The organism is Flavobacterium sp. LM4 (genome assembly GCF_002017935.1).
Taxonomy (GTDB): domain Bacteria; phylum Bacteroidota; class Bacteroidia; order Flavobacteriales; family Flavobacteriaceae; genus Flavobacterium; species Flavobacterium chungangense.
Genome location: NZ_MUFW01000002.1, coordinates 704190 through 727694, shown reverse-complemented (window position 1 = coordinate 727694; position 23505 = coordinate 704190). Strand labels below are relative to the sequence as shown.

General features: G+C 33.6%; 20 protein-coding genes and 1 tRNA gene. 17 read left to right on the top strand and 4 right to left on the bottom strand.

Going from position 1 to position 23505, the window contains the following annotated elements:
- The first annotated feature begins 16 nt into the window (after positions 1 to 16).
- The 6 genes from BXU10_RS16960 to BXU10_RS16935 are packed head-to-tail and all read left to right on the top strand — an operon-like array spanning position 17 to position 7345.
- Entirely contained in the window at positions 17 to 1546 is a 1530-nt protein-coding gene (locus BXU10_RS16960) for an aspartate aminotransferase family protein (RefSeq protein ID WP_078228704.1), read from the top strand.
- The gene (locus BXU10_RS16955; protein ID WP_078228702.1) at positions 1521 to 2906 is read left to right on the top strand and encodes a GNAT family N-acetyltransferase; all 1386 of its coding nucleotides are present in this window, start codon (positions 1521 to 1523) and stop codon (positions 2904 to 2906) included. Before BXU10_RS16960 ends, BXU10_RS16955 begins: the two co-directional genes overlap by 26 nt.
- Before the next feature lie 10 nt (positions 2907 to 2916).
- The gene (locus BXU10_RS16950; RefSeq protein ID WP_078228700.1) at positions 2917 to 4248 is read left to right on the top strand and encodes a lysine N(6)-hydroxylase/L-ornithine N(5)-oxygenase family protein; all 1332 of its coding nucleotides are present in this window, start codon (positions 2917 to 2919) and stop codon (positions 4246 to 4248) included.
- Positions 4249 to 4259: 11 nt separating this feature from the next.
- Entirely contained in the window at positions 4260 to 5657 is a 1398-nt protein-coding gene (locus BXU10_RS16945; RefSeq protein ID WP_223255490.1) for an MATE family efflux transporter, read from the top strand.
- 50 nt (positions 5658 to 5707) lie between these two features.
- Positions 5708 to 5947, top strand: a complete 240-nt coding sequence (locus BXU10_RS16940; RefSeq protein WP_031453251.1) for an acyl carrier protein — start codon at positions 5708 to 5710, stop codon at positions 5945 to 5947.
- Between the two features lie 9 nt (positions 5948 to 5956).
- The gene (locus tag BXU10_RS16935; RefSeq protein ID WP_078228696.1) at positions 5957 to 7345 is read left to right on the top strand and encodes an AMP-binding protein; all 1389 of its coding nucleotides are present in this window, start codon (positions 5957 to 5959) and stop codon (positions 7343 to 7345) included.
- Between the two features lie 524 nt (positions 7346 to 7869).
- Here BXU10_RS16935 and BXU10_RS16925 read toward each other — a convergent pair.
- The 3 genes from BXU10_RS16925 to BXU10_RS16915 all read right to left on the bottom strand — a co-directional run bounded on the left by BXU10_RS16925 (position 7870) and on the right by BXU10_RS16915 (position 13457).
- Positions 7870 to 8352 (bottom strand): hypothetical protein, encoded by a 483-nt coding sequence (locus BXU10_RS16925; protein ID WP_078228692.1) that lies wholly within the window; start codon positions 8350 to 8352, stop codon positions 7870 to 7872.
- A 93-nt stretch (positions 8353 to 8445) separates the two neighbouring features.
- Positions 8446 to 10803, bottom strand: a complete 2358-nt coding sequence (locus BXU10_RS16920) for a TIM-barrel domain-containing protein (protein ID WP_078228690.1) — start codon at positions 10801 to 10803, stop codon at positions 8446 to 8448.
- A gap of 86 nt (positions 10804 to 10889) precedes the next feature.
- Positions 10890 to 13457 (bottom strand): helix-turn-helix domain-containing protein, encoded by a 2568-nt coding sequence (locus BXU10_RS16915; protein ID WP_078228688.1) that lies wholly within the window; start codon positions 13455 to 13457, stop codon positions 10890 to 10892.
- 96 nt (positions 13458 to 13553) lie between these two features.
- On the opposite strand from BXU10_RS16915, the gene BXU10_RS16910 reads away from it, so the two are divergent.
- The 7 genes from BXU10_RS16910 (at position 13554) to BXU10_RS16880 (ending at position 19787) form a co-directional block, all read left to right on the top strand.
- A complete protein-coding gene (locus BXU10_RS16910) occupies positions 13554 to 14672 on the top strand; it encodes an RHS repeat domain-containing protein (protein WP_078228685.1) in 1119 nt (372 codons plus the stop codon).
- Positions 14669 to 15052 carry a hypothetical protein gene (locus tag BXU10_RS16905; protein WP_078228683.1) on the top strand — a complete coding sequence of 128 codons (384 nt, stop codon included), beginning with the start codon at positions 14669 to 14671 and terminating at the stop codon, positions 15050 to 15052. The genes BXU10_RS16910 and BXU10_RS16905 overlap by 4 nt, the downstream gene beginning before the upstream one ends.
- Before the next feature lie 1353 nt (positions 15053 to 16405).
- On the top strand, positions 16406 to 17206 hold the full coding sequence (locus tag BXU10_RS16900) for a lipopolysaccharide assembly protein LapB (protein ID WP_078228682.1): 801 nt from the start codon (positions 16406 to 16408) through the stop codon (positions 17204 to 17206).
- Positions 17207 to 17218: 12 nt separating this feature from the next.
- The gene (locus BXU10_RS16895; RefSeq protein ID WP_078228680.1) at positions 17219 to 17773 is read left to right on the top strand and encodes a hypothetical protein; all 555 of its coding nucleotides are present in this window, start codon (positions 17219 to 17221) and stop codon (positions 17771 to 17773) included.
- Entirely contained in the window at positions 17757 to 17996 is a 240-nt protein-coding gene (locus BXU10_RS16890) for a hypothetical protein (RefSeq protein WP_078228678.1), read from the top strand. Before BXU10_RS16895 ends, BXU10_RS16890 begins: the two co-directional genes overlap by 17 nt.
- Positions 17997 to 18008: 12 nt before the next feature.
- On the top strand, positions 18009 to 18488 hold the full coding sequence (locus tag BXU10_RS16885) for a hypothetical protein (protein ID WP_078228676.1): 480 nt from the start codon (positions 18009 to 18011) through the stop codon (positions 18486 to 18488).
- Positions 18489 to 18947: 459 nt separating this feature from the next.
- Positions 18948 to 19787, top strand: a complete 840-nt coding sequence (locus BXU10_RS16880) for a tyrosine-type recombinase/integrase (protein ID WP_078228674.1) — start codon at positions 18948 to 18950, stop codon at positions 19785 to 19787.
- A gap of 178 nt (positions 19788 to 19965) precedes the next feature.
- Here BXU10_RS16880 and BXU10_RS16875 read toward each other — a convergent pair.
- Positions 19966 to 20037: transfer RNA gene (locus BXU10_RS16875), tRNA-Glu, on the bottom strand.
- 692 nt (positions 20038 to 20729) lie between these two features.
- Between BXU10_RS16875 and BXU10_RS16870 the strand changes: the two genes are divergently transcribed.
- The 4 genes from BXU10_RS16870 to BXU10_RS16855 all read left to right on the top strand — a co-directional run bounded on the left by BXU10_RS16870 (position 20730) and on the right by BXU10_RS16855 (position 23404).
- The gene (locus BXU10_RS16870; protein WP_078228672.1) at positions 20730 to 21314 is read left to right on the top strand and encodes a Crp/Fnr family transcriptional regulator; all 585 of its coding nucleotides are present in this window, start codon (positions 20730 to 20732) and stop codon (positions 21312 to 21314) included.
- Between the two features lie 81 nt (positions 21315 to 21395).
- Positions 21396 to 22016, top strand: coding sequence for a DsbA family protein (locus BXU10_RS16865; RefSeq protein ID WP_223255489.1), 621 nt, complete (start codon positions 21396 to 21398; stop codon positions 22014 to 22016).
- Positions 22017 to 22115: 99 nt separating this feature from the next.
- Positions 22116 to 22955: an MBL fold metallo-hydrolase gene (locus tag BXU10_RS16860; protein ID WP_078228670.1), complete on the top strand. Its 840-nt coding sequence runs from the start codon at positions 22116 to 22118 to the stop codon at positions 22953 to 22955.
- Positions 22956 to 23014: 59 nt separating this feature from the next.
- Positions 23015 to 23404: a nuclear transport factor 2 family protein gene (locus BXU10_RS16855; protein WP_078228669.1), complete on the top strand. Its 390-nt coding sequence runs from the start codon at positions 23015 to 23017 to the stop codon at positions 23402 to 23404.
- Positions 23405 to 23505 lie beyond the last annotated feature (101 nt).

Genomic DNA, 23505 nt, shown 5'->3' with positions numbered 1-23505 from the left:
AAATCATTTTAAAACTATGGAAAACATATCTTATACAAACTCAACAGAAAGAGAAGAGTTCTCTGCTATTATTGAAACAACCCCTTTTCAGGATATTTTTTATGAAAAAACGGCAGATGCTTACCGTGATGCAGTAGATCAGGCAAAAGAATTGGTTATGAGTTTTTTAGAAAATCAACAAAAACCATTTAGTGGTATTACACCTGCAGAGTTAGGTGCGCAGTTTAAGCAAATAAAATTCGATACTCCATTAAACAGTTATGATGAAATGTTTGCTGAAGTAAAAGAACTTTATGTAGATCATGCGACAGCCTTTCATTTGCCAAGCTACATTGCACATTTAAATTGTCCGGTAGTAATTCCGGCATTGGCTGCCGAAGTACTGATTAGTGCAATTAATTCTTCGCAGGATACCTGGGATCAAAGTGCGGGCGGAACACTAATGGAGCGTCGATTAATAGACTGGACTGCTGAACAAATTGGCTTTGGTCTGGAGGCTGATGGCGTTTTTACAGGCGGCGGTTCTCAAAGTAACCTGATGGGGCTTTTGCTTGCCAGAGATTACTTTGCCCTGGATCGTCTTGGGCATAATATCAAATTGGATGGGAATCCTGCAGAATATGCCAAATTTAGAATTTTTGTTTCTGATAAATCTCATTTCAGCAACCAGAAAAATGCGTCATTAATGGGACTGGGAGAACGCAGTATCGTACAGGTAAAAACAGATAGCAGGTTCAGAATGGATATAGATGCACTGGAGCTGGCAATACAGAAGGAACTTGAATCAGGAAATATTCCAATAGCAATTATAGCTACTGCCGGAACAACAGATTTTGGTAATGTAGACCCATTAAACAAAATCGGTTTTTTAGCTGAAAAATACAAGCTTTGGATGCATGTCGATGCAGCATATGGATGCGGATTGCTGTTAACGGATAAACATAAACACCTGTTAAACGGAATAGAATTAGCGCATTCTGTAACTATTGATTATCACAAATCTTTCTTTCAGCCAATCAGCAGCAGCGCTTTTATTGTAAGAGATAAAAAACTGCTTGAAATTATCAGGCATCATGCGGATTATTTAAACCCTAAAGAGGAAAATTATGAAGCTTATCCTGCCCAGATCAATAAGTCAATTACGCAAAGTACCAGAAGATTTGATGCACTAAAACTCTGGTTCACGCTAAGGTTGATGGGAAGGGAAAAATTAGGAGAATATATTGATACGGTAATTGCTACTGCTAAAGAAGCTGCATCTGTAATTAAAGCTGATCCGATGCTGGAATTATTAAGCGATTCTGATATCAGTATTTTAGTATTCCGTTATAAATCCATCGGGGTTTCTCCCAAGAATGTCTGTGCCCTGAATGAATTTATTAAAAAGAAAATGTTTCATACAGGCGAAGTACTGGTCGCAAGTACAAAGGTAGATGGAAATTACTATTTGAAATTTACCATCTTAAATCCGCTAACAACTCTTCAGGATATTCATAAAATTTTAAATCTGATCAAAACATATGGAGCAGCCTACCTTAATAACTAACCCAATCAATGCTGAAAATAAAGATTTGACTTTCTCTGTTTTACTGCGTTTTTATTGCCGGGAGTTTACTAACTGGAGCCCGTATATGGGACTCCCAAAATATGATCAGGTTGTAAAACATGCTTTAGAAAACTCAGGTTCTGACCTTCATCTCAGAATTGATTTTAATACAGAAGAAATAGAGGTATATGTTCCTTTAGTTTATTACAGTCCAACGGGGAATCATCTTTTTAAAGCGAAGTTGATTCAAAGAAACAGGCGCAATGATGAGGTGAAAGAATTAGACCTGTATTCTTTTTTTGAACTGGCATTTAAAGAAGGAACGAAAAATTATCCCGAATGGCAATCGATAGATATCGAATCAGGAGTAAAACAAGCAATTTCAGCTCTTGAACAAACTGCTCAGGAGTATATAATGAAAGAAGTTTACTTTTCAGATCTTTTATTGGATCACCTTCCTTCATCTATTACCAGTTATTTGCAAAAACATCTTGAAAATTTTGATATTTCTGAAAATGTACAGAGCCAACTGGAAGATTTATTTGTGATTGTTGGGATATTGGGGCAGAAGGAATTAATGGAAGAACATCTTTCGCTTAACTATATTTACAATCAGTTCCGTCAAAAAGGAGAGGAGTTTAAAGCCATTCTTGATCAGAGAAAGAGTAAAATAAAGGGAGCTTTCTTTAGCCATTTTACAGCGTATGACCAACTGGTTCAAAATATGCTGCATTATGCTTTTTTCTCTCCCGATTTACTTCTTCCTCAAATTAAGAGAGAAGTATTTAGTAAATATTTTGAACAGGAAAAAGTACAAATTAGTTTTCGGCCTTTTGACCTGGATCGCGATCTGGAGATGGTTTGCGAGTGGTTTCATAAGGATCATGCCAAAACGATATGGAAAATGGACTGGCCAATTGCTGAACTGGAATTGTTTTACAGGACACTTTTGCCTGGCAGGTTTTCGCATAGCTATATCGGGGAAATTAACGGAGAAGCGATATTCAATTTTGAAATTTACTGGGCTACTAATGATGTACTGGGTGATTATTATGAAGTGCTACCTTCAGATTATGGCACTCATCTCTTTATTGCTACAACAGACAAGACAAAGAAATTTCCGGCACTCATAACCAGAAGTATTGTAGAATGGATGTTTAGCCAGCCTCAGGTAAACAGAATGGTTGGAGAAGGATCTGTCGAGTCTTTGGCAGCTTTAATGAATAAGGTTCATGTAGGCTTTAAGTTGCAGCATATTATCGAAATGCCCCATAAAAAAGCCTATTTGAATTTTTGCATTAGAGAATGGTATCTCGAAAAATTTCCTGAAAGTAAGGAGCTAATCAATACAAATTTTTAAAAAATATAAAATGAAAGAACACAAAATATACGACCTAATTGGTATTGGTATCGGTCCATTTAATTTAGGTTTAGCCGCATTAGTAAAACCTGTAGATGAATTAGAAACTGTTTTCTTTGATCAGTCAGATGAATTCAATTGGCATCCCGGACTGATGCTGGATGAAGTCACGCTTCAGGTTCCTTTTATGGCAGATCTTGTAACGATGGCAGATCCTACCAGTCCTTACAGTTTCCTGAATTATATGAAAGAAACAGGTAAAATTTATAAATTTTACATCAGGGAAAGTTTTTTTGTTTTCAGAAAAGAATACAATAATTATTGCCGTTGGGTGACAGCACAGCTTGACAATTGTTTTTTTGGAAAAAAGGTAATGGCCGTAGATTATGAGGATGGTATTTATACGGTTACTGTAAGAGATACCAAATCGGATAATTACAGTATCTGGCATACGCGTAAACTGGTATTGGGTACAGGAACAAACCCGCATGTTCCGGTAGAAATTGCACAAAAACGTTTTGACAGAGTGATCCATACCTCTAAATATCTGTATCATAAAGACCAGCTCAATGGAGATAAATCAGTAACAATTATTGGCTCGGGCCAAAGTGCTGCAGAAGTATTTCAGGACTTATTGCCCGAAGTTAAAAAGGGATTGCGACTCAATTGGTTTACCCGCTCTGAACGTTTTTTTCCTTTAGAAAATCATACAAAGCTTACACTCGAACTGACTTCGCCGGAGTACATTGATTATTTCCATACATTACCCGAAGATCAAAGAAAGACTGTGCTGGCTAAACAGAATATTTTATTTAAGGGTATAAACTATGAACTCATTAACCAGATTCACAACAGCCTGTATGCTATGGAACTTGATGATCCGAATTTAAAGGTGACCTTAATGGCGAATAGTAAACTAATTGATATCAGCAGAAGTGAAGATCTGTCTTATCTCTTGAGCCTTTCGCAGGTAGAAGAAAACAAACCTTTTGAAATAGAAACAGATTATGTGATTCTGGCAACTGGTTATAAATATGTAGAACCTGATTTTCTAAATGGAATCCTAAACAGGATTAGAAGGCTGGCTGATGGCAATTATGATGTTCGTAGAAATTATACCATTGATCATTCAGAAGAAGAGATTTTTGTTCAGAATGCAGAGTTGCACACTCATGGAATTTCAACACCTGATTTGGGAATGGGAGCTTACCGAAATTCGCAAATCATTAATCAGATTTCAGGCAGAGAAGTGTATTTGGTAGAAAAGAAGATTGCATTTCAGTCTTTTAGCGCTGAAGATATTCTTGCAGAACAAAAAATGAATTTTAATCTTCCTTTGTAAAACAACTAATTGTGTTAATAAAAATTCGTTCAATATTTGCCCTGTTCAGAATTGCTTTGCAGGGTACAGAAAAAAATTTCACATCAGGAAATGTAAACAGGGCCACCTTTTTATTGTCAGTTCCTACCATGCTGGAACTTAGTATGGAATCCTTATTCGTATTGGTAGACCTTCTTTTTGTAAGCAGTCTTGGCGAAAATGCCATTACCGTCGTAGGAATTACCAATTCTGTAATTATTCTTATTCAATCTGTAGCAATGGGTTTAAGCATTGCAGCAACAGCACTGATTTCAAGAAGAATAGGAGAGCAAAAGCACCGTGATGCCGGACAAACTGCAATGCAGGTTATTTATTTAGGAATTTTCCTTTCTGTAATATGCAGTTCTGTGGCAGTGGTTTTCAGTCAGGATATTATGCATTTTGCCGGAGGATCGGATCATTTGGTAAATTATGGAAATGTATTTTCTAAAACCATGTTCGCAGGGTTGATTTTTATGATTATGCGAATTATGATTAATGGCGTTTTTCGGGGTTCCGGGGATGCCTCGATGGCGATGCGGACACTTGCCTTTTCTAATGTTTTAAATGGGGTACTGTGTGCGGTACTAATTTTTGGCTTGGGGCCATTTCCTAAGCTGGGTTTATTGGGAGCAGCCGTAGCGATGGTTATTGCAAATATTTCAAGTGTAGCGTATCAGTTGTGGTACCTTTTTAAAAAAAATACCAGAATTAGTATAGGAAGGCAGGAGTTGTTAATGGTTCCTGCCTTAATGAAACGTATCTTAAAACTGGCTACCGCAGGAATGATTCAAAACCTGGTGCCCTCTTCGAGCAGATTTTTAATGATTGTGATTGTTGCAAAACTGGGCGAAAATGTATTGGCAGGTTATATCATTGCCAATCGCATCATCATGTTTAGTGTCTTGCCGGCATACGGAATTGCAAATGCTGCCGGAGTACTAACCGGACAGAACCTGGGGGCAAAACAGCCGGAAAGGGCAGAAGCTTCTGTATGGAAAACAGGAGTATTTAATATGTGTTTCCTTGGACTGATCGCTATCTTCCTGTTGTTTTATGCCGGATCTCTGGCCAGCTTTTTCACACACGAAGACGAAATTCTGTTCTATGCATCCACTTATCTGCAGTACATGGCAATTGCTTACTTTTTCTTTGGTTATACGATGGTAATTTCCCGCTCGTTAAATGCAGCCGGAAATGTCAATACAGTAACGATGCTTTACATTCTAATGTTTTTTATCATTCAGCTTCCCTTGTCGTATCTGCTTGGAATTTATTATGAATGGGGACCAAAAGGCATATTTACAGCAATCCTGATTTCAGAGATTGTATTAGCAACCAGCTGTATCCTTGTTTTCAGAACCGGAAAATGGAAAACGGTTGAGTTGTAAAAAACTGATTAAATTTTTAATAACAATAAATTTTTATACTTAAAATAATTATGAATAATTTACATAAACTAAAACAAGCTTTTTCAGAGGGGCTTTCTATTTCTATTGATGATGTACATGAAGATTTAAGTTATCTGGAAATTGTAGAATGGGACTCTATGTCACATTTATTTCTGGTAAAAGAGATCGAAAATTCTTTTGACATCGTAGTTGAAACCGAAGATATTCTTGAGATGAACAGTTTTAAAAATATCAAAGAAGTTCTGGGGAAGTTTCAAATTGCTTTTTAAACAATCGATATGTCAGAAACAAAACAACTTTACGAATTAATACTCGGTAATAAAAACTTGCTTTATATAGATTCTGTAAAAGACAAAGCCAATTCAGTTTTGGATTTCCATGAATCTTTGGATATTATCGGTGGAGGAGGACTGGCTTTTCTTTATCTGGACAATCAGATTCAGTCGGTTGAATTGCTCTTAAATTTCATAAGATCAGACTTTACCATTGCATTGCTTAGCCCGTCTTTGAATGTCATTCATAAAGAATATCTCGAAAAGCATTATAACCCCTATTATATTTATGATGCAACCCGAATAAAAATTGATGCCTATTCGGCTAAAGCATTAGGGGCAACCCATACTTGTTTTGTTCAGGACAAGGCAGTGAAAACTGTGGTAAATCCTTCAATCAAATTGTTGCTCAGTACTTCCGGAAGTACAGGTTCACCAAAATTTGTGAAATTGTCAGAACAAAATATAGTAAGCAATGCCTTGTCTATCCTGGATTACCTGCCGGTTAAAAATTTCGATGTCTGCCCGTTAAACCTGCCTTTGTTTTATTCTTATGGATTCTCGGTATTTACTACTAATTCTATATCAGGAGGTACGATAGTATGTTCTGATACAACCATTATGCAAAAGGAATTTTGGGAAGAATGGGAGCGATATCAATATACCTCTTTGGCTGGTGTACCCTATGTATATGAAATGCTGCAACGAATTGGTTTTTTGAAAAAAGAATATCCTTCTTTGCGATACTTAAGTCAGGCAGGTGGCAGACTGAATCCGTCAGCATTAATTGAGTTTGGAAATTATGCTTTAAAAAATGGCCTTTCCTTTTATACGATGTATGGGCAAACAGAAGCTACGGCAAGAATGTCCTATTTAGAACCTCAATATCTTATTGAGAAAGCAGGTTCAATTGGGAAACCCATTAAGGATGGAAAAATGGAAATTGATCTGGTCTCCGGAGAACTTTTGTATTCTGGTCCAAACGTATCGGGCGGTTACGCAACTGTAAAAGAAGATTTATTGGAGTATTCTCCTTTAAAAGTGTTGCATACAGGAGACATTGCCAAAAAAGATAAAGATGGATTTTTTTACATCACCGGAAGAAGTCAGCGCTTTATAAAGCTTTTTGGCACAAGGATCAGTTTAGATGAAATTGAGCAGATCCTGCAGAATAATTTTGCAGGAACTAAGTTTCTTTGTCTGGGTGAAGATGATAAAATCCTGATTGTAGCATATTTATATGATGATCTTAATGAACTTGAAATCAAAAAGATACTTTCTGAACAAGTTAAGCTTCATCCGACAACTATAAAAGTGAAGAAAATAAATGAGCTGCCTTTATCTCAAAATGGTAAGATTGATTACAAAGAGGTAAAAGAAATGGTAGCATTTTAAGTACTACTTTACTATTATAAACAAGTAAAAGGGGAAATAAAGAATTGTTATTCTTTTTTCCCCTTTGTTATTTGTCGATGCTCTTTATCGGCACGGAAAAAATTTCTGCGGTATAGTTGTTATTAATGAGCTATTTATGGTCTTAAAGATTGTTGCCACCTGATTAAATATATTTGCGTACTCTCAATAGCAATAGTAAAACTCCTAAAATCACAAGAATATACCATCTCTTATAAATTCCAGGCGAATCTTTCGCCAATTTCGTATTACTATTACTGGCATAAAAACCGCCAACTATCAACATAATTGGTACCAACAGACGAAAAATTTCATTTAATTTCATATTTATAAGTTAAAATAAACAATACAATGATAACAAAATAAATAGTATTATTAGAATTCGAATGGTCAGCGTTACTTTTTTATGTGCGTTACAAACGCTATGATTTATCTTTTAATTTTTTAGGTAGCCGATACAATCGGACACAGGAGTATAAATAAACGTGCGCTAGTTGAAGTTATTATTACGTTGATATATCCGATTCATCTGGTGTTTGTGGAATTACAATTTCTGTCTTTTCATCGTAAGAATTCAACATTGTGATAAAATCTTTTTCATCTAATAAAATGATTTCGTCCCAGCCAAAACAAAATCCAAATATAAATTCATTGTTTGTACTTAAAAATTTTGAACCAAATTGATATGTTGATTGTAAATAATTATAAATAGTAGTGATCTTTTGAGTATTCATTATTTCACTTATTTCTAATAATTGAATTTCTACACTTTTCAGATCATAATCCCCTAAAATTATAAGTTCTTCTATTGGAGATAATTGGTAAACTTTTATATCGTAATCAATTAAAATTTGAACTAATGAGTTGTCAATTAATTTTAAGACCAATGAATCTGAAAGGCTATAGGAAAATTTCTTTTCACAAATAGAAATATTGTAAATGTTTATTACTGTTTTATTGTTTAAAAAATCTAAATTATAGCCTTTCATTAAAATTTAATTGTTTAGTTATTGGAATAGGGGTAGTAAAAGTAATTCAGGTACTATCTAAACCCTTAATTCACTTTTTTTACCATTCAAAAATTAAAATTTAACCGATATTTTACTGCCTTTATAAGAAACACTCTTAACGATCTCAGCAGGAGTATCACCATACCCCTGATTTTTATTGGCAATCACAATTTTGAACTTACGAGATTTAATCATACCAGGAAAATTACCTTCTCTGTTTTCTATAGTAAGGGTTTTTGATGCATCACTCCATTTGAATTTGATAGTAGAATAAAAGTTCTTTTCATAATTGTAATTGTCATTTTCATCTTCGTATAATAGAAATTCCCCATCTGCTCCGGGATAAATACGTATTTCAAGATTGTCCCATTTTTTTTGGGTTGCATACTGAACCTTGGGACCAAAAGGCACAATAGAACCCGATTTAATGTATAGCGGAATTTTATCTACCTCAGTTTCGGTTGAAACGGTTTGTCCTCCGGTTAAGTATTCATTGGTCCAGAAGTTGTACCAGTTGCTTCCCGCAGGAAGATATACAGGCCATTTTCTTGACTTATATTGGGTAACAGGAGCGACAAGAATAGAACGCCCGAAGAGGTATTCGTTGCCAATATCGTGTGTTTTTACATCTGAGGCAAAATCCATAACGAGTGGACGCATAAATGTTCCGTTGTTGTGACTGACATCCCATGATGTGCTGTAGATATAAGGTAAGAGGCTGTAACGTAAATTAATTGCCTTTTCCTGTGCATCGAAACACCACGTACCACGATCTCCAAAATTCCATATTTCGCGCGGAAGATCGGTTCCATGAGAACGCATCATTGAGCAAAACGCTCCAAACTGCATCCAGCGAACATAGAGTTCCTGAAACTCCGGGTTTTTATTGCCTCCATCTTTTTTCCAATGACCGGCAAAAAAACCGCCAATATCACTATTCCAGTTTGGAATACCCATTAAGGTATAATTTAACACGGCAGGAATTTGTTTCTGCAGCATTTCCCATGAAGAAACTACATCGCCACTCCAGGTATTAGAACCATAAAACTGCTGTCCGATAAATCCTGAACGAGTAAGGATAACGACCCTTTTTTCTAGATTTGTTTTACGTTGATTAAGAGCAATTCCTTTATTATGCATAAGACTGTAGGCATTCTTTACACTGCGGTAAGAACCCAGATGTGTTGGCAGAAGATAATCTGAATCTTTCCTGTCGATGTGGTCTGGTTCTGTTGAATCGAGCCACCAGCCATCATTTTCAATAAAGCTAAAAATACCTTTGTTCAGGTAGCGCCAGTAAATATCTAAGGCTTCAGGATTGTATACATCATAAGGACGTGCACCGCTTTTTGGAGGCCATGTATCAAAGTTGATAATCATTTTTTTACTGTCTAATTCTTTACGCTGCTCTGTTTTAGGACCAAATCCGGGCCAGGTAACGATCAGTAATTTTGCATTTAGTTTGTGAATTTCATTTGCCCATTGCTTAGGATTAGGAAACCTCTCCCTGTCAAAACTTTGCGAATTCCATAAACTGTCACTTTTGTTATATTCGGGCCAGTAACGCCAGTCCTGAATAACCACATCCAGAGGGATTTGAAGCTCGCGGTACTTCTTTACTACATTCAGGCTTTCGTCTTGTGTGTGATACCGTTCTTTACTTTGAAAAAAACCATAGGCCCATAAAGGAAGCATTGGCGCTTTGCCTGTTAAATCACGAACTTGTGCAATAACACCGTCTGCATTTTTTCCATACATAAAATAATAGTCGGAGCAATGTCCTAATCCTTCAAAAGAAAGTTCCTGTGGATTGTCATTAAACTTTGAAATGGAGTAATTATCCCAAAAAACGGCATATCCTTTCACAGACATAAAATACGGAGAATAGGTTGACATGTTTTCATTCTGCATATTATGCGAAGAGTTTCGGCGGTTGAATTTATTATCCATGATTTGTCCAACTCCGTATACTGCTTCGTCTTTTTCCAGCAAAAATCCTTCTTTAACGGAATAAGATGGTGTTCCGGCATCATCCAGAGGCGAAAACTGTGTTCCGTAATCCTTATCTTTAAGAAGCAGTTTTCCCGAAGTATCATAAAAAGAAATTCCTCCGCTTTCAGTATTAATCTGAACCTTAAGATTATTACTTTCTAATAGGGTAATTTCTCCTTTTTCATTAAACTTTACGGGCACATTTTCAGGAAGTTTTACAACAGAAAGGCTTTTTTTGTTATAAGAAATCCCACTTGGACTTTTATAAACCCTAACAATATTATTAGAATAAAATTCGATCTGGATTTCCATACCTTGTGAAGTAAATTTTACTCCCTGCGTGGTTTTCTCTATAGCTTGTGCATTAACACCTGCTATTATAAAATAGAGGAAAAATGTTACTATTAAACGATTAGATTTAAAATTAAAAAATTTCATTGGCTTTAATGTTTTGGTTTTCTATATGTCCAAAATTACTTTTACCCCCGTAAAAACGACAACAGCCATGTTGAAATAAACAGTAATCAGGTTGATTTGTTTATCTTTTCGGCATATTCTGATGGCCTGCAACCATACATCTCCTGAAAACATTTACTCATATAACTGGGACTGCTGAATCCTACTTTTTCTGTAATTTCTGAAATACTGAGTTCTCCTTCAAGAAGTAAAACTGCAGCTTTCTGAAGACGTACATTTCTAATAAACATAGACGGCGGCTTATCTAAAAGCGCGATTAATTTACGGTAAAGTCCAGTGCGGTCCATACAAAGGTCCCGGCTTAGATCTTCTACGGAATAATTAGCAGTACTCAGATTCTTTTCAACCTGTTCTAAAGCTTTTGTTAAGAATATTTCATCAGCTTTGTTTTCATTTTTTTGAAGTGAAGGCTGAAATACATTTGTCTGAGCAAGATAAGTGTCTTTTTCAGCTTCAAGATAATTACACTGGTCAATAAGGTTTTTTATTCGCACCAGAAGCAGATCTTCTCTGTAGTTTTGTTCCAGTTTCTTTCGGGTATTCGCAATATAAATGTAAATTCCTGTACCAATAAATGCTGTCAAAAATAAAGTGAATAAAATGTAGGCAGAAGTAGTTCTCCACCATGGCGCATGAATGGTAATTTCTAATTCTGAAACAGGACTCCATTGTCCACGGCTTCCGGCTGCCATTACCTTAAGTATATATCTTCCGTGTGGAAGATTGGTATAAGCGTTTTTGAGTTTACTGCCTGTACCGGTATTTTCATTTTGCCTGCCCGCAGAGGTTTCCCGCCAGTCATTATCGATACCCACAAGTTGGTAACGGTAGCGTGTTTGCGAGGGGTTTTTATAATTTAGGGCAGAAAACTCAAAAGTCAGGAAGTTCTGCTCATAAGAAAGTTCAATCTTTTTAGTATTCGGAGCAGTCTGTTCTAAAATAATACGGTCATCATATTTAACACCTGTTTCGACCTTCTCTCCACGAATAAACAGATTTGTAAAAACGGGACGAAAGGGAAGTTTTTCATCCACTTCATTGTCCGTTCTTAATGTATTAAAACCATTAATTCCGCCAAAATACAAAGTCCCGTCAGTTGCCTGAAAAGCTGCATCATCTGAATATTCTCCTTCTAAAGTTCCTTCACGGGAGGTAAAAATTGTAAAACTAATTTTCCTGCTTACAGCATCTATCTGCAGTTTTGTTATGCCGGAACTGGTCGTTACCCATATATTTTTGTTTTGGTCCTCCAAAAGAGCATGGACAAAATTATTAGATAAGCCATCCTGGGTATAAAACAGTTTTTCTTTTTTCTTGTTTGGAATAAAAAGTTTTAATCCGTCTTGTGTTCCCGTCCATTTCCAGCCACGTACATCATAAAGCGATCTGTGTATACTGCCATAATAAGTTTTATCCTGATTGAATTTTTTTAATACTTCTTTCGGAAGGGAAACAGAAGGAACAAGAACTACCTTATTTTCTTCGGAATGGTATTGATAAAACACATCGCCGCATCGAATGTAGATATTTCCTTTCTGATCCTCAGCAAATGATTCAACGGTTATGTCTTTTGGATTTTTTGGCTCAAAGTAGAAGCGTCCTATCAAATTGAATTTGTATCTGGAAGGATGATAATAAAGAAGTCCCTGGTTAAAAGTACCCAGCCAAAGACCGCCCTGCCTGTCATAAAACACAGTGCTTATTTCAGTATTGATGATACTTCCATCTACTTTTTTTAATGTAGGAATGTATTGTTTCTCTCCCGTTAGGTTATTAATGATCCAGATTCCTGTTTTGCAACTGATGTAAGCTTTATGATCAGCAGTGATTGCTAATGTATTAAGAGTATAGCTGGTTTCCAGTATTTTTTTCCAATTGCGTTTTTGGATATCAAAAAAGAAAAAACCACCTTTAATTCCGTTTCGTAATTGATAAAAACCGTTGCTTCCTTCAACTACCATCGAGGTATTTTTAAAATTAGCATGCTCTGCCGTGCAGTATGCGGTACTGCTGTAGCGTTTTTCTTTTGTTTTCAGATCATAACACACTACTGCTCCGGTACTGTAAAAGAGGTATAAGTTATTCTTAACGGAAGCCAAATCTTGTAAATTGCCATCATTGGCTCGTATGTCTATAAAATAATCGGAATTATTTTTATAAAGTTTGTTCCTGCTCAGCAGCCATAGCCTGCTGTCTGAATCCACGAAAAGATTTTCGACAGGTTTTTTTAATCCTTTATTTTTAAAATAAGATTCTGGATTCGGAACATATGTTTCAGTATACAGGTCTAAACACATCAATTTGTGAGTGTCTTTAATCCATAGAAGTGAATCCCTGTCTTTATAAATTCTGTAAAACCCATCGTAACCTTTTAGAGGAAAAACATGAGCAGTGTTCTGGTGTATATATTTAAAATTTTCTCCATCGTAGAGGTTTAAATTACCGCTGGTTTTAAAAACCATTCTTCCATCAGAAAGCTGCAGTATATAACGAATTTGATTATCACTTAGTCCTTCTAAAACGTTAATTGGCGAAAATACAAAATTACCGGACTGGGCACCGGCAACATGTATTGCTAACAGAATGATTATAATTATTCGGGATAATGGATTCATTTTGTAATAATATCAAATAATTTTCAGTTTTTCTTTCTTACGAACTTAAAAAAAGTTTTTGGTCTCCCTATTTTCTTAAATTTGTAATGTCGAAAATTGCTGAAAACTGCAATTTTAAGGTTTTTAAATTGTACAGAAGTTCTTTTATTTATTGGTCTTAACCGCTACTCAGATTACTATCCTTTTGGAATGATCGTACCTTCACGTCATGGAAGCTCCGATTCGTATCGTTATGGCTTCCAGGGGCAGGAGAAGGATGATGAGATGAAAGGGGAAGGGAATTCTTTGAATTATACCTTTAGGATGCATGATCCTAGGATTGGGAGGTTTTTTGCGGTGGATCCTTTAACAAAAGAATATCCATATTACACTCCTTACAGTTTCAGTGGAAATAAAGTTATTGCCTTTACTGAATTAGAAGGTTTGGAAGAGAACTCAATGCACCCTGCAGGACCTTTGGATAATGTTGAAGCCTCGTGGAGAGAAATATCTGGAGGACGTATTTCTGACTTAAGTCTAGATCGAGATGATGCAAAAAGTGGAGAGGAAAAAAGTAAGATAGCTAAAGAACAGAAAAAAGTACTAGTAAAAACAGCAAAAGCTACAGAAGTAGTTAAAAAAGCAACATATGCAACAGCTGGTATAGCTGCTAGTCCTTTCATGATAGGTGGTGCTTTTTATATTGCTCCTGCATATGAATCATATACAGTTTGGTATGGTAGTTCACAAGCTTACGCGTATTTTTCAGGTGGGTTAACATCTGCTGCTGCTGCTGATTTTCTTTCATACAATGGTCTTTCAAAAGCTGGATATAGTTTTGTTTCAGGTTCACTTGCACAGTATGCTGGTTCTGGATTTAAAATGAAAAAAGTTGATTTTCTAAAGAATGCATTTACAAGTCTTGTTGGAGGATATGGTAGCTTAGCCTTTTCGTCTTCATTTCAAAAAGACCCTGAAAGTGGTGAATATCATATCTCGAGTATGAATGAATTTACATTAGATTTTACTTTTGGGAGAATAAATGACAAAATTGGTGATAATATAAAAGGCTTAAATATTCCAAAAACTTCTGGTACTCCATTTGGTATGGGACTAATTACTGAGACATTTTTAAAAATGGATGCTAAAATAATGACTAACGTAATAAAAAATAAAATTAAAGATGAATTCATCACTGATAAGAAGAAAGAGAAAAAAACAGGTAAAAAAAGATGATTAATAAACTTATTCTTAAAGAGGCGCAAATATTAAATTTTTTATATTTAATGTTTATACTAGGATCGTTATATGCTGTTTATAGAGGCACACACCGCCAAGATTATTTAAAACAGAATTGTGAATTTACCATAGGTAGGGCATTTGAATATACAGGAACCGGTGGAAATAATGGCTTTGTTGCCTATAAATACTTTGTTAATGGTTCAATATATAAGGGAGATGTGAGACGAAATTTTGAAAAAGCTTCTCCTTTAGGTAAGTATTACGTACTAAAATATTCAAAAATAAAACCAGAAATTAGTGAAATATATTTAAATGAAGAAGTTACAGATTCTGGTAAAATTGTTAAAGCTGGATTTAAATATCAAAAAGAATAACATTTTGAAATTTTACAACCCCAGATGGCACGGATATCTCATCGCAACGATATCCCCGATGGCGCGGATATGTAAGCGGTTCGATAGCGCGGTTTTGCAATCTCGATGGCTCGGATATGCAATAAAATTCCTCCTTTCCCAGATGCCCAGATGGCTCGGATATAACCCAGATGGCTCGGATATATCATCGCAACGATAGCGCGGAAATTCTTCCCGATAGCGCGGAAATGTTTTCCGTGCCCGCAACGATAAGACACAAAGCATTAAAACTACAACCCTAAAAAAGTTGTAGTTTTTTTATTTATATCCTAACAATTTCAAGCTTTAACTTAAAATTGTATTTTTGAAAAAAACAAAAGCATGAAAAAAACGAGTCCTATTATACCAGATGGCGCGGATATATCAACACCGATGGCGCGGATATGTCATTGCAACGATACCATGAACCCGATAAGAATAAAAATGAGCTAGGGAAATTGAATCAACAACAACAAGCTGCTGTTAATGAAGCAAACAAACAGATTAATGAATTTTATGAACAAAACAGATATGTAGATGAATAATAACTTAATAAAACGTTTTTTTTATATTGTTTTGCCTAACTTATATATTTTAATAACGTATGGTTTAATTTTAAATTTTGGTTGGTTTTTTACTTCAATTTATCTGCAAAAAAATTATTTCGATAGAAATTTTGTTCTTACAATATTCGTATATATTATATTGATAAGTCTTATTATATCGAAATTTTATTCAAAAAAATTTTCGTGGATATTTTTCATAAAGTCATCATTATACATATTTTTTTGTCTGATGATATTAATTATCTTTTACATCTTTTTGTTAGGTGTAGGCTTTAATTATATGATTTCGTATGGACTACTCATATTGACCTATTCTTTTCTTATGTCAATAATTTTATCAAAGTTAAAATTTATAAGAATAAATTATATTTTTTATATCTGGCAAGTTATAATATGTTTGGTTACTATATTTTGTTTTATGTATTTGGACGGTATTCAAACATATTTTTATGGTTTACAATTTTTATTTTCAACATGGATACTTTCCATCAATATTTATTTGTTTTTTCATAAAGCTTATAAAATTTTTAATAATCCAGATGGCTCAGATATATCATCGCAACGATAGCGCGGAAATGTTTTCCGTGCCCGCAACGATAAGACACAAAGCATTAAAACTACAATCCCGAGGAATCATCTACAGAAGATCCAGCTACTCTTAACGCAAATAAAATTTTACAAGAACATTTAAAACCTCATATAAAAACTCCACTTGAGAAAATTGGAGAAACTTTTGGAACCATAGTTAAAAACTCAAAAAAAACATCGGATGAATAAATTCAAAATAGCACTTTTTTATATATTAATTACTTTGTTTTCTAAAGTGTTTTCTCAGAATACAAATGCAAAATATTATGCTGATGAATCAAAAAGATTAGTAATACAAAAAGAGCACAAAAAGGCTGTTGAAATGATTGATAAAGCTATTGAAATAGATTCATTAAATGAAGACCACTATATTCAAAAGGCAAATATATATTATGAAAATTCTAAATGTGAAGATGGTTTAAATGTATTGTTAAAATATCTTGAGATTGCAGGGAATATTAGTGAAAAGGGAATATTATATATATCAGAATTGATTGAATGTGCATATTCCAAAGAGGAATCATTAAAAGTTTTAATTAAAGCAGCAAATGGTAATTTTGGAGATTCAAAATTAATTTTAACACAAATTATTTCTAAAAGTTTAGACTTAAAAGACTATGATAATGCTGTTATTTACTATAATAAATATATTCATTTGATTCCTGATGATGTTGATAGTATAAATAGTTTATATACTCTTCTTTATGGTTTAAATAAATTTGATGAGGCAGAAAAACTACTTGTGTTAGGTTTGAAAAATAATCCTGACAACCTAAGCCTTTTATCAAATTTAGCGGGCTTTTATTTTGCTCGAAAGGATTATACTTCGTGTATTTCTACAATGGATAAAATTGTTAAACTAAGTTATACAGTAGACAATATTAAAAATAGAGCTATTGTATATGAAAACAATAATCAAATTGGATTAGCATATGAAGATTATAAAAGAATTATTAAAATTGACAAATGTAATGAGGAGTGATACGCTAAGATATTGCAATATGAGTATGATAATAAGAATTATGAAAACGTAATAACTAATAGTCTAAAATTTATAAATTGTAATGCAACAGCTGAAAATAATTTAATTGATGGATTATATACTTCAATGTTTTTTTGTAATCAAAACAAAAAAGGTGTTGAATTATTAAATAGAAGATTATCTCAAAAACCAGATGTTTTTTTACCCTATTATACAATGGCTGTAATTTTGATTAACCAAAAAGAATATGAAAAAGCATTACAATATATAGAATTAGCGCTAAAGAGTAATGGTTTAAGTAAATCTGATAATTTAACTATTAATCTTTTGAAATTAGGTATTTATTTAGTCCTTGAAGATTATAAAAGTTTATCATCTTTCGCTACAGAATATGAACTTAGACAAATTATTTCTGATAATAAAACTAACATTTCAAAAACTAATGAAATAAAAAAGGTAGAGTTGAATGTTTTTTTTGATAAACAAAAAGGGATAATAAGTACTTCTATAACTATACCTATAAAAGTAATTAATCTTTTAAATGACAAGTATGGTGTTTCATTTTAAATCAGTCTATACTGATTTTAGAGGAAGAAAAACATTTGGTTACAACCAGACCCAAATGACAATAGAAAAGAAACCCGATAGCGCGGAAATGTTTTCCGTTCCTGAATATTACAAGAAGAACACAGATGATTTCTCACCTGATTATGAAAATATTCGTCCAGATTCGCCCGCAGGAGATTTAAAAAAAACAATAGAAGAGATAGCCCCAAAAATTGGATATTAGATAAGTTTTAAAATGAGAAACCACATATTATTAAGAGGTATAGCATTAATTATATTTTTATTTTTTGTAAATTGTACAAATCATAATGAATTAAAAAAAAGTAGTAAAACAGAGTTTACTTATTATTATGAAGAGCCTGAAGTTTTAATGAATAAAGGAGGTGTAAAAACAATTTCTTTTCTATTTTTTATAACTGAATTAAAAAGAAATCAAGAAGTTAGTAGAGAGGATGTAAAAAGTTTAATAATTAGTATTCCAGAAAATAAAATAAAATTCTCACTAAATGATCAAAATATATGGCAATGCAAATATTCCTATTTTTTAAAAAAAGATGGTTTTAAGAGTGAAGTAGTAAAACATGGTAGAATCGAAGGAGAAAAAATCGAAGAAGGAATATGGAAAATTAAAATAAAGTTTAAAGAGTTTGATTTTGATGGATTAGTTATGCAAAACAAAAAACATGCTAATCATATAATAATCGAAACCCGATAGTGCGAAAATGCCTTCCGTGCCCGCAACGATGAGCCATAAAGTATTAAAACTACATCTGAACAAATAATACCGATGGCGCGGATATGTCATTGCAACCATACCATGAACCCGATAGCGCGGAAATGTTTTCCGTGCCCGCAACGATAAGACACAAAGCATTAAAACTACAACCCTAAAAAAGTTGTAGTTTTTTATTTATATCCTAACAATTTCAAGCTTTAACTTAAAATTGTATTTTTAAAAAAACAAAAGCATGAAAAAAACGAGTCCTATTATTCCATTATTTAAGCAATTTATAAGGGAGACAGAAACAGGTAAACGACTCAAAAAAATGGAGAAAAAATAAAAGCCAGCTCGATCCAAAACTACCAATATGTATTAAAGAATCTGATTCAGTTTTCGAGCGAAACTAAATTTGAATTGCGTATTTGTGATGCTTCCAAACTGGACAAACGCGAAATGACATCAGAGAAAAGCTACTGGAAAAAAATCTATCAAAAATTTACCGAATTCTTATATAAAAAAGGCTGTCATGACAATTATGTAGGTGCCAATATCAAAGTGATTCGGGTCTTTTTTAATTATCTAAAAAATGATAAAGATTTAAGTACCGGTGATTTTCAGCGTTTGTTTTATGTCCGCAAAGAAGAAATTGAAATCTTTGTACTCTCACCTGAACAGTTAAAATTCTTAATTCATGATAAAGAATTTGAACAAAGTCTGATTCCGAGTTACAGACGCATTAAGGATATCTTTGTTTTTGGCTGTACTACTGGTTTACGTTACTCGGACATTTTTTTATTGACCAATAAAAACTTCGAAAAAATAGATGGGGAATGGTATCTAAAATTGAAATCCAAGAAAACAAAAACTTTTAGTTTTATCAAATTATCAGCTTATGCGGTCACTATTTTTCAGCGTTATACAACATCAAACAATAAAGCAACTCTTTTTGGAAACACGAGTTTATTCAATTTTAATAAGAGCCTGAAACATATAGGTGAATTTGCAGGTTTTACAACTCCTATAGAAGTTTCCAGAGAAAAACAGGGTAAGACCAAGCGCATAACTAAAAAGACAGACACAGCTAAAAACCGCTTTTGCGATAAAATGAGTTCACACATGATGCGAAGAACCGCTATTACTACATTACTCATTTTAGGAATGCCGGAACATTTAGTCCGCAAAATTAGCGGACACAGTCATGCCAGTACTTCTTTTAATCGATATGTACATTATGCCCAGGCTTATATGGATAAAGAGATTGAAAAAGTGCATAGTAAGCTGGAGAGTTATTAAATAGAAAAACTACAACTTTTTTGGATTGTAGTTTTATTGTTTTGTTTTTATTGTTACAGGCACGATAAGAATTTCTGCGGTATCTTTGTACAGATATGTGCGGGCCCTCTGATATTAATTTTTGCGATACAAAATAAAAATAAAAAAGCTCCAGATTTTCTCTGAAGCTTTGTGTTAGTAGCCCGTAGCGGAATCGAACCGCTCTTACATGGATGAAAACCATGCGTCCTAACCGATAGACGAACGGGCCTGTTTTGCTAATGCGGGTGCAAAAATGCAATAAAATTTAAAATAGACCAAATGATTTTTTAAAATTATTGTCTTAATTTTTTTGAAAATATACTATTTATAAATAATCAATAGTACATGAATTACGTTTTTAAGATGTATTTGTTTGATTCATAATTGATTGTTTTATATAAAAAAAAGAGTTAATAAAGTTATTTTATTAATTGATTATTTTTAATAAATTTTAAAACCATTTTGAAAATTATTGTTTTGAAAGAATATTCGTTTATTTTTCCATTATATTTTTAGATTTTTATTATTTGATTAACGTAAAATAGCATGCTTTTACATAAACTATAGTTGAAAATTCAGGTTAGAAATCGTATTAAACACTATTAATATACAAAGCCCTAAATTTAGAATGGATCTCTGCAATATCAGTAATGTCAAAATAAGCTGATTTTACTTTGGCTTGAATAGATTCAGTATCCTTCTTCGTATAAAAGATAGCTCTCTTATACTTTACAAGCAAACTTTTTTATGTGTATTGCCTGCGATAAGCTGCCGGAGACAAATTAGTCATTGATTTAAAAAATCTGAATCATATTTGCATTTTGAATGTTATTAATCTGCAATTGAAAAAAGAATTAAGTCTAAAAGAAACCCGAAGTAGAATTTTTAGTATTTTTATTTGTTTTTTTATCTAAAGCTTAAATGAGAGAACAACTTGAAAATAATATTACAGCACACCTTAATCTGACTAAAGATGAAGTAAAAGCATTTTGTAATTTGTTTGAACCTAAAAAAATCAAAAAAAAGAGTTTCTTACTTCGTGAAGGAGAGGTTTGCAGATTTGAAGGGTTTGTAGTAAAAGGGCTTTTTCGGGTTTTTCATATTGATCAGAATGGCTTTGAACAGATTCTTTATTTCGCAGTAGAAAATTGGTGGATTACCGATATTGACAGTTTTATAAATGAAATCCCTTCACAGCTTTTTATAGAAGCGCTGGAAGACAGTGATGTTTTGCTTATTTCAAAAAAAGATAAAGAATTTGCTTATTCGAATCTGCCTGGGATAGAAAAACTTTTCAGAATAATGACCCAAAAAACGCATGTTGCACTGCAGCGTCGTATGATAGATAATCTTAGTAAAACGGCAGAAGTTCGTTATATTGAGTTTGCGCAAAGATACCCCCGGCTTATACAGCGTCTGTCTAACATTCACATAGCAGCTTATCTGGGAATTACCAATGTTTTTTTAAGTAATATCCGAAAGAAAATTGCATTAAAAAATAATTAATAAAGGTGTTTTTTAAACTACTTTAATATTTTTAAAGGTCTTTCCATACCATCTTTGCATTGTAATTTAATCAATTAAAAGATGAAACTAATTTATATAATGGATCCTCTTTGCGGATGGTGCTATGGAAATACGGCCAATATTGTAAAGCTGTACGAAAAATACAAGGATAATCTGGATTTTACAATTCTTCCGGCAGGAATGTGGACAGGCGAAAATGCCCGAAAGCAGACTACACAGATTGCTGCTTACATTAAAAAACACGATCCGCAGATACAGCAGATTACAGGTACAGAATTCGGAAATGACTATTTTAAGTTTATAGAAAATCAGGAAATAATCCTTGACAGCGAAATTCCATCAAGAGCAATAATCACGGCAACAAAATTATGGGAATCAAAGGCAGTACTTTTTGCTGCAGAAGTTCAAAAAGCAAGATACTGGTACGGAAAAGATCTAAATGCAGATGATACTTATCTAGCTGTCTGCGATATTTTAAATTTGAATAAAACAGAATTTTTAAAAGCATTCCATTCTGAAGTATTGAAACAGGAGACGCAGAACACATTTGCCAAAGCACTTCATTATGCACGTTCTTATCCTACACTATTGGCGCAGAAAGACGATAAGATATTTATACTTGAACAGGGTTATGCTAAATTTGAAGCTATTACAAAACAAATTGATGCCCTGTTTTTTTAAACTAGTTTAATGTTTTAAAGCCTACAAGATTTAATCTTTGTATGATTAAATAATGGAATAAAGAATTGCGAATTTTTATAAATTTTAATTTTATACAGTATGGAATCACATGTAAAAAGTTTCAAAACGATTGAAACTGAAAATTTGAATCTTAAAGTTTTTAATGCATCAGAAAATAGTTTTGGGGTTGCTTCAACAATAATTTCAGGAAAAGAAGACGTTGTTTTGATTGATGCCCAGTTTACTTTGGCTGAAGCCGAAATTGTGGCAGAGGAAATCAAAAAAAGCGGTAAAAAATTAGTAGCTGTTTATGTTTCTCACGGAGATCCTGATTTTTATTTTGGTCTTGAAGTATTTAAAAAACATTTTCCTGAAGTAACCGCTTATGCTGCCCCTGCAACAGTTGAACATATAAAGGCTACAGCGCAGAAGAAATTGGAAATATGGGGAGAAAGATTAGGAAACAAAATTACCTCAAATGTTGTTTTGCCTCAGGTCTTAAAGGGAAACAGTATTGATTTAGAAGGTCATAAATTAGAAGTTTTTGGGCTGGAATCTTTTCCGTCTAAAACTTTTATCTGGATTCCATCTATAAAAACAGTGGTTGGAGGGATTAATATTTTTGGGACTACTTTTAATTTATGGATGGCAGATGCACAGACAGTCGAAGCGCGTACGAACTGGATTTCAATTTTAGATCAAATTAAGGATCTGAATCCTGAAATAGTTATTCCGGCGCATGCTAATTCAGATTCTCCTTTTGATGTTGCAGCTGTGGTGCATACAAAACAATACATAGAGTTTTATGAAAAGGCTCTTCAGGATAATGCAACTTCTGAAAGTTTAATTGCAGCTTTAAAAGCAGAATATCCGGCACTTACTTTTGATACTGCTTTGGCTATAGGAGCAAAGGTGAATACTGGAGAAATGAAATGGTAAAAGTATAATATGCAGCCTGAATACATAAAGTGTTCAGGCTTTTGTTAAATAGAAAAACAATGACAAATCTTGATATTGTAAAAAGTACTTACGAAGGAAAAACTTCGGAAGAAAATGGTAAAAATCTAACTGCTTATGCAGCCGATGATATTTCATGGACAGAAGCAAATGGATTTCCTTATGCCGGAACCTATATTGGTTTAGAGGATATTTTTAAAAATGTTTTTGGCAGGCTTGGAAGTGAATGGATCGATTATAAATTTACTCCGGAAGACTATGTCTGGAATGAAGATAAAGTAGTAGCCTACGGAACTTATAGCGGAACCTATAAAATTACAGGAAAAGTATTTGAGGCCAGAGTGGCGCATATCTGGAAATTAAAGGATGGAAAAATTATACGTTTTGAGCAATTTGTAGACAGCCAGTCTGTGAATGATGCGATTAGCTAATTAACCCAATTATGTTATATTAGAAAAAAACACTTCTTATTGCCGTAGGTCTGTATGCTCTTGTGTCAGTTATGATTTTGGATGTATCGTTTCCTGCAGGC

Coding starts and splice junctions, on each gene's coding strand:
- BXU10_RS16860 (WP_078228670.1), top strand. CDS start 22,116: ATGGAATCACATGTAAAAAGTTTCAAAACGATTGAAACTGAAAATTTG.
- BXU10_RS16950 (WP_078228700.1), top strand. CDS start 2,917: ATGAAAGAACACAAAATATACGACCTAATTGGTATTGGTATCGGTCCA.
- BXU10_RS16925 (WP_078228692.1), bottom strand. CDS start 8,352: ATGAAAGGCTATAATTTAGATTTTTTAAACAATAAAACAGTAATAAAC.
- BXU10_RS16905 (WP_078228683.1), top strand. CDS start 14,669: ATGATTAATAAACTTATTCTTAAAGAGGCGCAAATATTAAATTTTTTA.
- BXU10_RS16940 (WP_031453251.1), top strand. CDS start 5,708: ATGAATAATTTACATAAACTAAAACAAGCTTTTTCAGAGGGGCTTTCT.
- BXU10_RS16890 (WP_078228678.1), top strand. CDS start 17,757: ATGGTGTTTCATTTTAAATCAGTCTATACTGATTTTAGAGGAAGAAAA.
- BXU10_RS16935 (WP_078228696.1), top strand. CDS start 5,957: ATGTCAGAAACAAAACAACTTTACGAATTAATACTCGGTAATAAAAAC.
- BXU10_RS16885 (WP_078228676.1), top strand. CDS start 18,009: ATGAGAAACCACATATTATTAAGAGGTATAGCATTAATTATATTTTTA.
- BXU10_RS16865 (WP_223255489.1), top strand. CDS start 21,396: ATGAAACTAATTTATATAATGGATCCTCTTTGCGGATGGTGCTATGGA.
- BXU10_RS16870 (WP_078228672.1), top strand. CDS start 20,730: ATGAGAGAACAACTTGAAAATAATATTACAGCACACCTTAATCTGACT.
- BXU10_RS16915 (WP_078228688.1), bottom strand. CDS start 13,457: ATGAATCCATTATCCCGAATAATTATAATCATTCTGTTAGCAATACAT.
- BXU10_RS16955 (WP_078228702.1), top strand. CDS start 1,521: ATGGAGCAGCCTACCTTAATAACTAACCCAATCAATGCTGAAAATAAA.
- BXU10_RS16960 (WP_078228704.1), top strand. CDS start 17: ATGGAAAACATATCTTATACAAACTCAACAGAAAGAGAAGAGTTCTCT.
- BXU10_RS16855 (WP_078228669.1), top strand. CDS start 23,015: ATGACAAATCTTGATATTGTAAAAAGTACTTACGAAGGAAAAACTTCG.
- BXU10_RS16880 (WP_078228674.1), top strand. CDS start 18,948: ATGACATCAGAGAAAAGCTACTGGAAAAAAATCTATCAAAAATTTACC.
- BXU10_RS16900 (WP_078228682.1), top strand. CDS start 16,406: ATGAATAAATTCAAAATAGCACTTTTTTATATATTAATTACTTTGTTT.
- BXU10_RS16920 (WP_078228690.1), bottom strand. CDS start 10,803: ATGAAATTTTTTAATTTTAAATCTAATCGTTTAATAGTAACATTTTTC.